The 15099-nt window shown below is 52.4% G+C and carries 13 protein-coding genes; 6 read left to right on the plus strand and 7 right to left on the minus strand.

Annotated elements, in window-relative coordinates; translation table 11 throughout:
* Positions 1–21: 21 nt before the first annotated feature.
* From cyoE to ACQG03_RS05435, 7 genes are all read right to left on the minus strand, one after another.
* Entirely contained in the window at positions 22–909 is an 888-nt protein-coding gene (gene cyoE, locus ACQG03_RS05405; RefSeq protein ID WP_022647242.1) for a heme o synthase, read from the minus strand.
* Between the two features lie 11 nt (positions 910–920).
* A complete protein-coding gene (locus tag ACQG03_RS05410) occupies positions 921–1247 on the minus strand; it encodes a cytochrome o ubiquinol oxidase subunit IV (RefSeq protein ID WP_006809888.1) in 327 nt (108 codons plus the stop codon).
* Entirely contained in the window at positions 1247–1861 is a 615-nt protein-coding gene (locus ACQG03_RS05415; protein WP_022647243.1) for a cytochrome o ubiquinol oxidase subunit III, read from the minus strand. The genes ACQG03_RS05410 and ACQG03_RS05415 overlap by 1 nt, the downstream gene beginning before the upstream one ends.
* Complete coding sequence (gene cyoB, locus ACQG03_RS05420; RefSeq protein ID WP_006809887.1) at positions 1851–3842, minus strand: cytochrome o ubiquinol oxidase subunit I; 1992 nt, start codon at positions 3840–3842, stop codon at positions 1851–1853. Before cyoB ends, ACQG03_RS05415 begins: the two co-directional genes overlap by 11 nt.
* A gap of 16 nt (positions 3843–3858) precedes the next feature.
* Positions 3859–4806: a cytochrome o ubiquinol oxidase subunit II gene (cyoA, locus tag ACQG03_RS05425; protein ID WP_006809886.1), complete on the minus strand. Its 948-nt coding sequence runs from the start codon at positions 4804–4806 to the stop codon at positions 3859–3861.
* Positions 4807–5284: 478 nt separating this feature from the next.
* On the minus strand, positions 5285–6760 hold the full coding sequence (ampG, locus tag ACQG03_RS05430) for a muropeptide MFS transporter AmpG (RefSeq protein ID WP_022647245.1): 1476 nt from the start codon (positions 6758–6760) through the stop codon (positions 5285–5287).
* Between the two features lie 45 nt (positions 6761–6805).
* Complete coding sequence (locus ACQG03_RS05435) at positions 6806–7384, minus strand: lipoprotein (RefSeq protein WP_022647246.1); 579 nt, start codon at positions 7382–7384, stop codon at positions 6806–6808.
* 303 nt (positions 7385–7687) lie between these two features.
* On the opposite strand from ACQG03_RS05435, the gene bolA reads away from it, so the two are divergent.
* The 6 genes from bolA (at position 7688) to hupB (ending at position 14943) form a co-directional block, all read left to right on the plus strand.
* The gene (gene bolA / locus ACQG03_RS05440) at positions 7688–8005 is read left to right on the plus strand and encodes a transcriptional regulator BolA (RefSeq protein WP_003859051.1); all 318 of its coding nucleotides are present in this window, start codon (positions 7688–7690) and stop codon (positions 8003–8005) included.
* A 331-nt stretch (positions 8006–8336) separates the two neighbouring features.
* Positions 8337–9635: a trigger factor gene (gene tig / locus ACQG03_RS05445; RefSeq protein ID WP_006809881.1), complete on the plus strand. Its 1299-nt coding sequence runs from the start codon at positions 8337–8339 to the stop codon at positions 9633–9635.
* Between the two features lie 260 nt (positions 9636–9895).
* On the plus strand, positions 9896–10519 hold the full coding sequence (gene clpP / locus ACQG03_RS05450; protein WP_006809880.1) for an ATP-dependent Clp endopeptidase proteolytic subunit ClpP: 624 nt from the start codon (positions 9896–9898) through the stop codon (positions 10517–10519).
* A gap of 127 nt (positions 10520–10646) precedes the next feature.
* Positions 10647–11921: an ATP-dependent protease ATP-binding subunit ClpX gene (gene clpX / locus ACQG03_RS05455; RefSeq protein ID WP_006809879.1), complete on the plus strand. Its 1275-nt coding sequence runs from the start codon at positions 10647–10649 to the stop codon at positions 11919–11921.
* A gap of 184 nt (positions 11922–12105) precedes the next feature.
* Positions 12106–14460 carry an endopeptidase La gene (lon, locus tag ACQG03_RS05460; protein WP_006809878.1) on the plus strand — a complete coding sequence of 785 codons (2355 nt, stop codon included), beginning with the start codon at positions 12106–12108 and terminating at the stop codon, positions 14458–14460.
* Between the two features lie 210 nt (positions 14461–14670).
* Positions 14671–14943 (plus strand): nucleoid-associated protein HU-beta, encoded by a 273-nt coding sequence (gene hupB, locus ACQG03_RS05465; protein ID WP_002444653.1) that lies wholly within the window; start codon positions 14671–14673, stop codon positions 14941–14943.
* Positions 14944–15099: the final 156 nt, after the last annotated feature.

Consider the following 15099-nt stretch of genomic DNA (forward strand, 5'->3'; position numbering starts at 1 on the left):
GGCGTTTTTACTTCAGTCTTCTTACCAGACGTACGTCAGCAGGCTTTGTGAATCTGGCACCATGAAGTCTACGGACATCATCACGGACAGGGAGGTGATGGCGACAATCGAGAACACAAACAGCTTGCGTGCCCAGACCTTGTCATCTTCCACTTTGTATCCGCGCAGAGCCATGCCGAGCCACCAGACGCTCACCGCAGCGGCCACCACCAGATATTTATATCCGGCGTAACCGCCCAGAGAGAGCATCAGCGTTGCCACGGCAAAAGCGATGATGTACAGCGTGATGTGGTTTTTGGCAACTGAGATGCCCTTCACGACCGGCAGAACCGGAATGTTCGCTGCCTGATAATCCTTAAAGCGGAAAATCGCGATGGCGTAGGAGTGCGGCATCTGCCACAGGCTAAAGATAGCCAGCAGGATCAGCGCACCGCTGTCGAACTCGTTCGTGACGGCGCAGTAGCCAATCACCGGCGGCGCAGCGCCGGAGAGAGAACCAATCAGCGTGCCGTAGACGGAGTGGCGTTTCATATACAGGCTGTAGACGCCTACATACACCACGAACCCCATCACCCCCAGCCAGCAGGCCAGCGGGTTAGCACCAAACCACAGCAGCATAAAGCCAGCAATACCCAGCAAGGTGGCGTACACCAGCGAGACGGAAGGAGCAATCAGGCCTTTAACCAGCACCCGATTTTTGGTCCTTTCCATCTTCTTGTCGATATCCATGTCGATGTAGTTGTTAAATACACAACCGGACGCAACCACCAGTGACACACCGACCAGCGTGTAAATAAAGAGGGTGTAATCAATGCTGCCTTTAGAGGCCAGCAGGAACCCTCCGATTACGGAGATCAGGTTGCCAAAGATGATGCCTGGTTTCGTGACTTGCAGGTATTGCTTAAACATACTCGCCGCTCTTAGTGAACCATCATGTTGTAGTTAAGGTTCCACATAATCCAGATGGAACCGACTACCAGGATAGCGATGATAATCACGGTAAAGATAAAGGCCGTCATGTTCCAGCCTTCATCGGACTTGGTGTTCATGTGCAGGAAGCAAACCAGATGCACCAGAATCTGAATCACTGCGGTCACCAGGATTGCGCCCAGGATAACCGGCTTAGATGCAGAACCGTTCATCACCATCCAGAACGGGATCACCGTCAGGATGATCGACAGGATGAAACCTGTCATGTAGGTTTTTACGCTGCCGTGGGAAGCGCCATGATCGTTAGAATGACTCATTACATCGCCCCCATCAGATAGACAACAGAGAACACACAGATCCATACCACGTCCAGGAAGTGCCAGAACAGGCTCAGGCACATGATACGGGTACGGTTAGTACTGGTCAGGCCGCGACGGGAGATCTGGAACATCAGCACTGCCATCCAGATCAGACCAGAGGTCACGTGCAGACCGTGGGTGCCGACCAGCGCGAAGAACGCTGACAGGAAGCCACTGCGATCCGGACCAAAGCCTTCCGCAATCAGGTGATGGAATTCATAGATTTCCATCCCGATAAAGCCAGCACCAAACAACCAGGTCAACGCCAGCCAGGAAACAACCTGGCTTTTGTTGTTTTTGTACATGGCGATAGCCGCCATGCCGTAGGTGATGGAGCTGAATAACAGCAGTGCGGTTTCAACCAGAACGAACGGCAGCTCAAAGATGTCCTTACCGGTCGGGCCGCCCGCTGTGCCGTTCACCAGAACGGCATAGGTTGCGAACAGACAGCAGAACAGGATGCAGTCGCTCATCAGGTAGATCCAGAAACCGAAGACTTTCGTCGGTCCTGTATCATGGTGCGCATGTTCATGCGCGTGGGCAGTCGAGTGCGCCAGAGTATCAGTTGCCATTTTTCAGCCCCGCTTTAGAAATCTCGTCAAAATGCTGGTTTTCCAGCTTTTCAACTTCACGGACTGGTACGTAGTAGTCCACGTCCTCGTCAAAGCTCTTCACAATCCAGCTGATTACGATGCCAGCGAAGCCAACAATCGCCATCCACCAGATGTGCCAGATCATTGCGAAACCAAATACCGTTGCGAAGGCGGCAATCACGATGCCCGCACCGCTGTTTTTCGGCATATGGATCTCTTCGTAATGTTCAGGTTGCTTGTACGCTTCACCTTTTTCTTTCATTTCCCAGAATGCGTCACGCTCATGAATGTGCGGCACTACGGCAAAGTTATAGAACGGAGGTGGAGAAGAGGTAGACCACTCCAGCGTACGGCCACCCCACGGGTCACCGGTCAGGTCGCGGTTCAGGTTACGGTCACGGATAGACACGTAGTACTGAATCAGCTGGCACAGGATACCGCAGGCAATCAGCGCGGCGCCGCCCGCTGCAATCATCAGCATCGGATGGAACTGCGGATCGATCTGCTGGCTCAGACGACGGGTCATCCCCATGAAGCCCAGCACGTACAGCGGCATAAACGCCACGAAGAAGCCGATGATCCAGAACCAGAACGCGCGTTTGCCCCATTTTTCGTTCAGGGTGAAACCGAACGCTTTTGGCCACCAGTAGGTCACACCTGCGAAGCAGCCGAAGACGACGCCGCCGATGATAACGTTATGGAAGTGCGCAATCAGGAACAGACTGTTGTGCAGGACAAAGTCAGCGCCCGGAACCGCCAGCAGCACGCCGGTCATCCCACCTACGGAGAAGGTCACGATGAAGCCGATGGTCCACAGCATCGCTGAGTGGAACTGGATACGGCCCTGGTACATGGTGAACAGCCAGTTGAAGATCTTAACCCCGGTCGGGATCGCGATAATCATAGTGGTAATACCGAAGAAGGCGTTTACGTTGGCGCCCGCACCCATGGTGAAGAAGTGGTGCAGCCAGACGATGAACGACAGGACGGTAATACACACGGTTGCCCACACCAGAGAGGTGTAACCAAACAGACGTTTACGCGAGAAGGTTGCCGCGATTTCGGAGAACACACCGAACACCGGCAGAACCAGGATGTACACTTCCGGGTGACCCCAGGCCCAAATCAGGTTGATGTACATCATCATGTTGCCACCCATATCATTCGTGAAGAAATGGGTACCCAGATAGCGATCCAGGGTCAGCAGCGCGATGGTGACGGTCAGAATTGGGAACGACGCGATAATCAGGACGTTGGCGCACAGAGATGCCCAGGTAAATACTGGCATCTTGAACATCGTCATACCTGGTGCACGCATCTTCAGGATGGTCACGAAGAAGTTAATACCGGTCAGGGTGGTACCGACACCGGAGAGCTGAAGCGCCCAAATCCAGTAGTCAACGCCCACGCCCGGACTGTACTCAATTCCCGAAAGTGGCGGGTAGGCCAACCAGCCGGTCTGAGCAAATTCGCCCACACCCAGTGACAGGTTAACCAGGATAACGCCGACAACGGTGAACCAGAAGCTCAGGTTGTTCAGGAACGGGAACGCAACGTCGCGCGCGCCGATTTGCAGCGGAACGACAACGTTCATCAGACCGATTACCAGCGGCATCGCCACGAAGAAGATCATGATAACGCCGTGAGCGGTAAAGATCTGATCGTAGTGGTGCGGTGGCAGGAATCCGGCTTCGCCCGCAGACGCAAGCGCCTGCTGGCTACGCATCATGATTGCATCCGCAAAGCCACGAATTAACATGACGATACCGACGATGCAGTACATGATGCCGAGTTTTTTGTGGTCAACCGAAGTCAGCCACTCGTTCCACAGGTAGCTCCACTTACCGAAGTAAGTGATCAGGCCAACTAAGGCCGCGCCACCAATGATAATTGCAGCAATCGTAACCATGATAATGGGTTCATGGTACGGCACCGCATCCAATGTCAATTTTCCGAACATTTTCTTCCTCGGCCCCTTAGTGAGCGGTTTCCGCGTGGCTCATGTCCATGCCTTCCATACCCTGGTGCGTGTTGTGCTCGCCTTCAGGCTGGGTCATGTCCATGCTCATGCCGTGATCCATAAATTTGCCAATAACATCTTTGAACAGATTCGGTTTCACGTTAGAGAAGTACTCCACCTTGTTGTATTCGCTAGGTGCAGCCACTTTTTCGAACGCCGCCATGTCAGACATGGTGTTTGGAGACTGCTTCGCTTTTGCAACCCACTGGTCGAAAGTCGCGCGGTCTGGCGTAGCGATAGCTTTGAACTTCATACCCGAGAAGCCCGGGCCACTATAGCTGGCGGAGATACCGTCGTAGGTGCCTGCTTCATTCGCAATCAGATGCAGGTTAGTCTGCATACCGGCCATCGCGTAAATCTGGCTGCCCAGACGTGGGATGAAGAAGGAGTTCATTACGGAGTTGGAGGTCACTTTGAACTGAACCGGAGTGTTCGCCGGGAAGGCGATTTCATTCACGGTAGCAATGCCCTGTTCTGGATAGATGAAGAACCATTTCCAGTCCATGGAGACCACTTCAATGGTAATGGGTTTTTCATCGTGAACCAGCGGTTTGCTCGGCTCAAGTGCGTGAGTGGTTTTCCAGGTCAGTACAGCAAGGAACAGGATGATCAGAATAGGTACCGTCCAGACCACAGCTTCCACTTTATTGGAGTGTGACCAGTTAGGGCTATACTTCGCATCTTTATTGCTCGCACGATACTTCCAGGCGAAACCAACAGCCATCAAGATGGCAGGAATAACCACAATCAACATCAGGCCAAAAGCCGTCAGTATCAATGAACGTTGTTCCAGTCCAATCTGTCCTTTGGGGTCTAGTAGTGCAGAATCGCAGCCACTGAGTAATACAGTGCCTGCGAATAATGACAACCATCCCAAACTTTTATTGTATTTCCTGAGTCTCATTTAACGACCTCAATTCCACGGGAGTCTGGTGGCGTTTAAAGTGTGGGGGCATTTTACGGGAAGGTTACATTACTGTAAACATCATTAGCCCTGTGTCAGGAAGGTGTTACTGGGTTCTGCCGCACATGTCACAAGTGTTGCAAATTATGTCGCGTTTCCAGACGGAAGCCGCACGGAGTGGGCGTTATAACGAAAGGGTGCCCCAGCATACCGCAAAAGGGACAATTGGTATAACCATTGCGAAAAACACACAATTAGTTAACAATTAATTATCAATAAAAAGACAACTAAAAAACGAAAATTCAATGTTTCGAATGCTGAATCGTTTAATGAAAAATAGCGTAGCGAAATAAGCTCCAATAATTTCCGAATGCTATCCCGCACAAAACAACAAATATTTTTTTTGTCGATGGCGGTTATTTCACCGTTATAATTTCGGGCTGTTATTACAACGGGAAATAACCTTTCGCTTTTTACTTCATGTCATCTGCGTTTTTCGTAATGACATGAAATCCAGCATCCCACCCGTCAGGATCCCCGCCAGAGCGAGAAACACACCTGCATCAAGCAGAAGGGTTTCAAAAGGAAGTGACAAGTCGGTAGTCGCATTCATGATGAGCACCGTGAGCCACCCTACCAGGGCAAGACAACCTGCCATTAGCAGACGCAGGGCAAACCGATAGGCAGCGTGATATTCCGTGCGCGGCATGAAGTGTTCCGTCCGCTGGGTATATTCCAGCGTCTGGCGACAGACCAGCAGCAATAAAATCCCCGGCACGGCCGCCACCACCGAGAAGAGATAAAAGGTCGGCCAACCGTAGGCTTCAACAAACCAGCCCGCGACGGGGCCAACGTATACGCGCCCGACGGCGGAAAGGGCAGAGAGCAGCGCAAACTGGGTAGCGGAAAATGACTTATTGCACAGCGTCATCAGCAGGGCGACAAATGCCGCAGTGCCCATACCGCCGCACAGGTTCTCAAAGAATACCGCCGTCCCCATACTGATCATATTCTTGTCGGTGATCGACAGCAGCCAGTAACCGGCATTCGATGCGCCCTGAAGGATGCCAAATATCAGCAGAGCGCGGAACAGCGTCAGGCGCTGCATCAATACGCCGCCGTACAGCGCGCCGACAATCGTGGCAAACAGCCCCAGGGTTTTGTTCACCACGCCGACCTCGCCCGCATCAAACCCGACGCCGCGGATCAGGAAGGTAGTGGTCAGACTCATGGCGAAAGCGTCGCCAAGCTTATAAAGGACAATAAGCAGCAGGATCAGCCAGGCATTATTGCGACCAAAGAAGTCGCGCAGCGGTGCGGCGACGGCCTGCTCCAGCGAGCGTGGAACCGGGATCACATCGCTCGGTTCAGGCGCGAACAGGGTGGCAATAATGCAGGGGATCAGCAGTGCGGCCATCAGCCAGTACATGCCCTGCCAGCCGAGATAGCGGTCAGCAAGCCACAGTGCGAGTCCGCCGGAAACCAGCATACCCAGGCGGTAGCCGAGCACGCTGATTGCCGCACCGGCGCCACGCTCTTCCGCTGGCAGGACGTCCGTTTTCCACGCGTCAAAAACGATGTCCTGCGAGGCGGAGCAGAAGGCGATGACCACCGCAAGCGCGGCCATCCAGCGCAGCTGCGTTGACGGTTCAAGGAAACCCATTGCGGCAATGGCCAGCAACAGCAGCACCTGCGTCATCACTAACCAGCCGCGACGGCGCCCGAGGAACGGTGGGGTATAGCGATCCATCACTGGCGACCACAGGAACTTAAAGACGTAAGCCTGGCCGACGAGCGAGAAGAAACCAATGGTTTTAAGATCGATGTTCTCAACCGTCATCCACGCCTGTAACGTGCCGGAGGTGAGCGCAAGGGGTAAACCGGAGGCGAAACCCAGGATCAGCAGAATAGCTGATTTCGGTTGCTGGAAAATGCGTAAGTAGTGACTGGACATGTTCTTATGAACTGACCCGGTGAAGCACCGGGTCAGTCAGCAGGATTAACGTGCGTTCTGCTTGATGAAGTCGTGAATGCTGGTGTCCTGTGCCATGTCGGCAATGGTGTCAGTCAGCACGCTGTTAACCGCGTTAGCGATATTTTTGTTGGAGGCCTGGAATGCGCCTTCAACGGAATAGCTTGCACGGTAGTTTTTGTTCATCTTGTTGCCGTTCTTCGCGGTAGCGATGATGGAGATATCGGCTTTGGTCGCAATGTTGTAGCGAACGTTACCCTGGGAGACGTCAGCGTACAGGTTGTTCACGATGATTTGCAGATCAACCGCGCCGCTTGGGCCAATCATGTAGCCACGGGAGGTCATCTGTTTTTCCAGTACTTCCTGCAACAGGAAGCGCAGGTCGCGGGAAGCGGTCAGCGTAACCTGCTGGTTGTCGCGAGTCACTTTCGCCAGCGCCTGGTCCTGACGCTGATCGGCGCCATTAATGCTGACCGTCACGCCCATCAGGCTTGGATCCTGCTGAGGCAGGGTAATTTTTGGTGAAACGTCAATGGTCGTCGGCGGGGTTGCGCAACCGGCGAGCATAAAGAGTGCTACCAACGGAAAGAAGATTTTTTTTAACATTTTCGGGTTCTCAACGAATCGTAAGCAAAGAGAGAAAAATTGCCGCCATCATAACATCGCCAACGGCCAGGGGAAGTGGTCAACGCATGTAAATTCATCGCCTTGTCCGAAAACTGACCACCTTTCCGCTTTTCTCTGCCTGTAAGTGACAAAACGTATGAACCTCATAGTGAACTTCATCCGTTTGGATGAGAAAATCAGACGAAAGCTAAATATTTGTTGTCACGGTGTAATGGAACCGGTAAAAGCGGCTAATATTTAAAGGGATGGGTGACATCTTAGCGTTGTCGGAGGAGTGATTTCATGATGATACGTGAACAGATAGAAGAAAAATTAAGGGCAGCGTTCAACCCTGTGTTTCTCGAAGTTGTCGACGAAAGCTATCGTCATAACGTGCCGGCAGGTTCTGAAAGCCACTTCAAAGTGGTTCTGGTCAGCGATCGCTTCACGGGAGAACGTTTCCTGAACCGACACCGCTTGATCTACAGCACCTTGACGGAAGAACTCTCCACAACCGTACATGCGCTGGCGCTGCATACCTACACCATTAAGGAATGGGAAGGGCTGCAGGATACGGTATTCGCATCACCGCCTTGTCGGGGTGCAGGCACCATCGCCTGATAAATCGGATTTGCAACCGCCGGAGTTTTTCCAGTATGTTGCTTACAGATTTCGTCAAAACGGCCTTCGGGCCGTTTTGTTTTGTCTGAGTTTTGAGCGGATGGCGCGTTTTTAAGGCTAAAAATAGCCTTAAAGTGTGAAAAAAGCCGCAGCAACATGCTCCAACCGTTCTCGACTCACCTAAGTGATGCCGCTATAATGCCGCGTCTTATTGAATGTCTTCGGGATGATTCTGGCGACAGGGAATGTGAATCTGCACATAAGAGAGCATCCCGGTATAACAGACAGATTCAGAGTTGACCGAGCACTGTGATTTTTTTGAGGTAACAAGATGCAAGTTTCAGTTGAAACCACTCAAGGCCTTGGCCGCCGTGTAACGATTACTATCGCTGCTGACAGCATCGAAACTGCTGTGAAAAGCGAGCTGGTCAACGTAGCAAAAAAAGTACGTATTGACGGCTTCCGCAAGGGCAAAGTACCAATGAATGTTGTTGCTCAGCGTTATGGCGCTTCCGTGCGTCAGGATGTGCTGGGTGAACTGATGAGCCGCAACTTTATCGACGCGATCATCAAAGAAAAAATCAATCCAGCCGGCGCGCCAAACTACGTTCCAGGTGAATACAAGCAGGGCGAAGACTTCACCTATTCCGTAGAGTTCGAAGTGTACCCGGAAGTTGAGCTGAAAGGTCTGGAATCAATCGAAGTTGAAAAACCGATCGTTTCCGTGACTGACGAAGACGTTGACGGCATGCTGGATACCCTGCGTAAGCAGCAGGCGAACTGGAAAGAGAAAGAAGGCGCTGTTGACGCGGAAGACCGCGTAACCATCGACTTCACCGGTTCAGTAGACGGCGAAGAGTTCGAAGGCGGTAAAGCGTCTGATTTCGTACTGGCGATGGGTCAGGGTCGTATGATCCCAGGCTTCGAAGACGGTATCAAAGGCCACAAAGCAGGCGAAGAGTTCACCATCGACGTGACCTTCCCTGAAGAATACCACGCTGAAAACCTGAAAGGTAAAGCAGCGAAGTTCGTCATCAACCTGAAGAAAGTTGAAGAGCGCGAACTGCCAGAACTGACTGAAGAATTCATCAAGCGTTTCGGCGTGGAAGATGGTTCTGTTGCGGGTCTGCGTGCTGAAGTGCGTAAAAACATGGAGCGCGAGCTGAACGGCGCTGTACGTAACCGCGTGAAGTCTCAGGCGATTGAAGGTCTGGTGAAAGCGAACGACATCGACGTTCCTGCTGCCCTGATCGACAGCGAAATCGACGTTCTGCGCCGTCAGGCTGCACAGCGCTTCGGTGGCAACCAGCAGCAAGCGATGGAACTGCCACGCGAGCTGTTCGAAGAGCAAGCGAAACGTCGCGTTGTTGTTGGCCTGCTGCTGGGCGAAGTGATTCGTACCCACGAGCTGAAAGCTGACGAAGAGCGTGTGAAAGGCCTGATCGAAGAGATGGCTTCTGCATACGAAGATCCATCAGAAGTGATCGAGTTCTACGGTAAGAACAAAGAGCTGATGGACAACATGCGCAACGTTGCACTGGAAGAGCAGGCTGTTGAAGCGGTACTGGCGAAAGCGAAAGTAACCGAAAAAGAGACCTCTTTCACCGAACTGATGAACCAGCAGGCGTAATTTCGCCCCAACGGTTTAAAGTTTGAACAAAAAACCCGTTGCCCTCCGGCGACGGGTTTTTTTTATCACAGCTTTAGTCCTGGAAGGGTGCTAAAACGCCCTTTCAGTGTTAGCGTTACAACAAAACGTTGTTATGCTTGAAATAGGGCATGGCGACCCCCATTAGTATGTAATCACGATGATTGAGACTGGCTGATAATCCGTCCATAAGGTTACAATCAGTACAGCAGGTGTTTTCAATTTTGAACCAGGAGACGGAAATGTCATACAGTGGCGAACGAGATAACTTTGCACCCCATATGGCGCTGGTGCCAATGGTTATTGAACAGACCTCACGCGGTGAGCGATCTTTCGATATCTATTCCCGTCTGCTCAAGGAACGCGTTATCTTTCTGACCGGCCAGGTGGAAGACCATATGGCTAACCTGATCGTGGCGCAGATGCTGTTCCTGGAAGCGGAAAACCCGGAAAAAGACATTTACCTGTACATCAACTCGCCGGGCGGTGTGATTACGGCGGGCATGTCTATTTATGACACCATGCAATTCATCAAGCCGGATGTCAGCACCATCTGTATGGGACAGGCGGCGTCCATGGGGGCTTTCCTGTTAACCGCAGGGGCGAAAGGTAAGCGTTTCTGCCTGCCTAACTCCCGCGTGATGATTCACCAGCCGCTGGGTGGTTACCAGGGCCAGGCGACGGATATTGAAATCCACGCCCGAGAAATTCTGAAAGTAAAAGCGCGCATGAATGAACTTATGGCGCAGCATACGGGTCAACCACTCGAGCAGATCGAGCGCGATACCGAGCGCGATCGCTTCCTGTCTGCACCTGAGGCAGTTGAGTACGGCTTAGTCGACTCCATTTTGACCCATCGTAATTGATGCCCGCGACGCGAGTGTGCCGCTATACTAATTTAGGGCGGCACGTTGCCTGTAAGCAGCTTGCGTCTGAGTATGGCATTTGCGTCGTCATGTGCGGCACATAGAACTTAAAAAGAGGTTTGGACTCATGACAGATAAACGCAAAGATGGTTCGGGCAAACTGCTGTACTGCTCTTTTTGCGGCAAAAGCCAGCATGAAGTGCGTAAACTGATTGCCGGGCCGTCCGTGTATATCTGCGACGAATGCGTCGATTTATGTAACGACATCATTCGCGAAGAGATTAAAGAAGTCGCGCCGCACCGTGAGCGCAGCGCGTTACCAACGCCACACGAGATTCGCCACCACCTGGACGACTATGTCATTGGTCAGGAGCAGGCGAAAAAAGTGCTGGCGGTGGCGGTATACAACCACTACAAGCGTCTGCGTAACGGCGATACCAGCAATGGCGTGGAACTGGGCAAAAGTAACATTCTGCTGATCGGGCCTACGGGTTCCGGTAAAACGTTGCTGGCGGAAACGCTGGCGCGCCTGCTGGATGTTCCGTTCACCATGGCGGATGCCACCACCCTGACCGAAGCCGGTTATGTGGGCGAAGACGTTGAAAATATTATCCAGAAGCTGCTCCAGAAGTGCGATTACGACGTGCAGAAAGCCCAGCGCGGGATCGTCTATATCGATGAGATTGACAAAATCTCCCGTAAATCAGACAACCCATCCATCACCCGTGACGTCTCGGGCGAAGGTGTGCAGCAGGCGCTCCTGAAGCTGATTGAAGGTACGGTTGCGGCTGTTCCACCGCAGGGTGGGCGTAAACATCCGCAGCAGGAATTCTTGCAGGTTGATACCTCCAAGATCCTGTTTATCTGTGGTGGTGCGTTTGCAGGCCTGGATAAAGTGATCTCTCACCGTGTGGAAACCGGCTCCGGCATTGGTTTTGGCGCAACGGTGAAAGCTACGTCTGAAAAACCAAACGAAGGCCAGCTGCTGGCGCAGGTTGAACCGGAAGATCTGATCAAATTTGGTTTGATTCCGGAATTTATCGGCCGTCTGCCGGTTGTGGCGACCCTGAACGAACTGAGCGAAGACGCGCTGATTCAGATCCTGAAAGAGCCGAAAAACGCGCTGACCAAGCAGTATCAGGCGCTGTTTAATCTGGAAGGCGTTGAGCTGGAATTCCGTGACGAAGCACTGGACGCGATTGCCAAGAAAGCGATGGCGCGTAAAACCGGTGCCCGTGGCCTGCGTTCTATCGTGGAAGCAGCATTGCTCGACACGATGTACGATCTCCCTTCTATGGAAGATGTCGAAAAAGTCGTGATCGACGAGTCCGTCATTGGTGGCCAGACCAAGCCGTTACTGATTTACGGTAAACCGGAAGCGCAGCAGGCATCTGGCGAATAATTCACCATTTCATACAATCAGTTAATCAAAAAGGGGGGATTTTATCTCCCCTTTACTTTTTCCGTATTCATGGCGTTGAATGTATGGGAAACATCCCCATATACTGGATTACATGTTAATGGTTGTGTGAAGCACAGTTACATGACCAGTTTACCTGGCGGACACTAAACTAAGAGAGAGCTCTATGAATCCTGAGCGTTCTGAACGCATTGAAATCCCCGTATTGCCGTTGCGCGATGTGGTGGTTTATCCGCACATGGTCATACCCTTATTTGTAGGGCGGGAAAAATCTATCCGTTGCCTCGAAGCCGCCATGGATCATGATAAAAAAATCATGTTGGTTGCGCAGAAGGAAGCATCAACGGATGAGCCGGGTGTAAACGATCTTTTCACCGTCGGGACCGTGGCCTCTATTTTGCAGATGCTGAAGCTGCCAGATGGCACCGTGAAGGTGCTGGTGGAAGGCTTACAGCGCGCGCGTATTACCACTCTGTCAGACGATGGCGAGCACTTCTCTGCGAAGGCAGAGTACCTTGATTCACCGGAACTTGATGAGCGCGAGCAGGAAGTGCTGGTACGCACCGCGATCAGCCAGTTTGAAGGCTACATCAAGCTGAACAAGAAAATCCCACCTGAAGTGCTGACGTCGCTGAACAGCATCGACGATCCTGCACGTCTGGCGGATACCATCGCTGCGCACATGCCGCTGAAGCTGGCTGACAAACAGTCCGTGCTGGAAATGTCCGACGTTAACGAACGTCTGGAATACCTGATGGCGATGATGGAGTCTGAGATCGATCTGCTCCAGGTTGAGAAGCGCATTCGCAACCGCGTCAAAAAGCAGATGGAAAAATCGCAGCGTGAGTACTATCTGAACGAGCAAATGAAAGCCATTCAGAAAGAGCTCGGCGAGATGGACGATGCGCCGGATGAAAACGAAGCGCTGAAGCGTAAGATCGACGCGGCGAAGATGCCGAAAGAGGCGAAAGAGAAAGCCGAAGCTGAGTTGCAGAAACTGAAAATGATGTCTCCGATGTCGGCGGAAGCGACCGTTGTACGCGGCTACATTGAGTGGATGGTTCAGGTTCCATGGAATGCCCGCAGCAAGGTCAAAAAAGACCTGCGTCAGGCACAGGAAATCCTCGATACCGACCACTATGGCCTGGAACGTGTGAAAGACCGCATTCTTGAGTACCTCGCGGTACAGAGCCGTGTGAACAAAATCAAAGGTCCAATCTTGTGCCTGGTAGGGCCTCCAGGGGTGGGTAAAACCTCTCTGGGCCAGTCCATCGCCAAAGCGACCGGACGTAAGTACATCCGTATGGCGCTGGGCGGCGTGCGTGATGAAGCGGAAATCCGCGGTCACCGCCGTACCTATATCGGTTCTATGCCGGGCAAGCTGATCCAGAAGATGGCGAAAGTGGGCGTCAAAAACCCGCTGTTCCTCCTCGACGAGATCGACAAAATGTCTTCGGACATGCGTGGCGATCCGGCGTCGGCGCTGCTGGAAGTGCTTGATCCAGAGCAGAACGTGGCGTTCAGCGATCACTACCTGGAAGTCGATTACGACCTGAGCGATGTGATGTTCGTGGCGACGTCGAATTCCATGAACATTCCGGCACCGCTGCTGGACCGTATGGAAGTGATCCGTCTGTCCGGTTATACCGAAGACGAGAAGCTGAACATTGCTAAGCAGCACCTGCTGCCGAAGCAGATTGAGCGTAACGCGCTGAAAGCTAACGAGCTGACCGTTGAGGACAGCGCTATTGTCGGCATTATTCGTTACTACACCCGTGAAGCGGGCGTGCGTAGCCTTGAGCGTGAGATCTCTAAACTGTGCCGCAAGGCGGTTAAGCAGCTGCTGCTGGATAAGAGCCTGAAGCACATCGTGATTAACGGCGACAATCTGCATGCTTACCTCGGCGTTCAACGCTTCGACTATGGCCGTGCGGACAACGAAAACCGCGTTGGTCAGGTGACTGGACTGGCGTGGACGGAAGTGGGTGGCGATCTGCTGACCATTGAAACCGCCTGTGTACCGGGTAAAGGCAAGCTGACCTACACTGGCTCGCTCGGTGAAGTGATGCAGGAGTCCATCCAGGCAGCGTTGACCGTGGTGCGTGCGCGCGCGGAAAAACTGGGTATTAACCCGGATTTCTACGAAAAACGCGACATTCACGTTCACGTTCCGGAAGGGGCGACGCCGAAAGATGGCCCAAGCGCGGGTATTGCTATGTGCACGGCGCTGGTTTCCTGCCTGACGGGTAACCCGGTCCGTGCTGATGTGGCCATGACTGGTGAAATTACGCTGCGTGGTCAGGTACTGCCCATCGGCGGGTTAAAAGAAAAACTGCTGGCGGCACACCGTGGTGGGATCAAAACCGTATTGATTCCTTACGAGAATAAACGCGATCTGGAAGAGATTCCGGACAACGTTATTGCCGATTTGCAGATCCATCCGGTGAAACGCATTGAGGAAGTTCTGACTCTCGCACTGCAAAATGAACCGTCCGGAATGCAGGTTGTAACCGCAAAATAGTGACCTCGCGCAAAGAGCGCTAATAAAAACAAGGCTGGTAAGTCATTTCGTACTTGCCAGCCTTTTTTTGTATAGCTAATTTAGATTGCTGATTGGGTTAGCCATCAACAACGGGTGTTGTAAGGTCATAGCAGGACTGATATAACTGCTGCGCGGTCGCGCTGTGAAGGATTCAGGTGCGATATAAATTATAAAGAGAGGAAGAGAACAGTGAATAAATCTCAACTGATTGACAAAATTGCTGCGGGTGCTGATATTTCTAAAGCTGCAGCTGGACGTGCTTTAGATGCTTTAATTGCTTCTGTTACTGAATCTCTGCAAGCTGGGGACGACGTTGCACTGGTAGGCTTCGGTACTTTTGCGGTTAAAGAGCGTGCTGCCCGTACTGGCCGCAACCCGCAGACCGGTAAAGAGATCACCATTGCTGCCGCTAAAGTGCCGGGTTTCCGTGCAGGTAAGGCGCTGAAAGACGCAGTAAATTGATTGCTTTCCCGCTCCAGGGAAGCTGAAAAGTACAAGGGCGCATCGTTTGATGTGCCTTTTTTGTTTGTCCAGACCTGATTTGTGCGAGTTTATGCGAGTTGTGGGCTGACAATTGCCCTGTTTTCTTGTCACAATACGCCTTTACGCGCGACGGTC

It is taken from the genome of Enterobacter cloacae complex sp. 342H5 (genome assembly GCF_050030905.1).
Taxonomy (GTDB): domain Bacteria; phylum Pseudomonadota; class Gammaproteobacteria; order Enterobacterales; family Enterobacteriaceae; genus Enterobacter; species Enterobacter intestinihominis.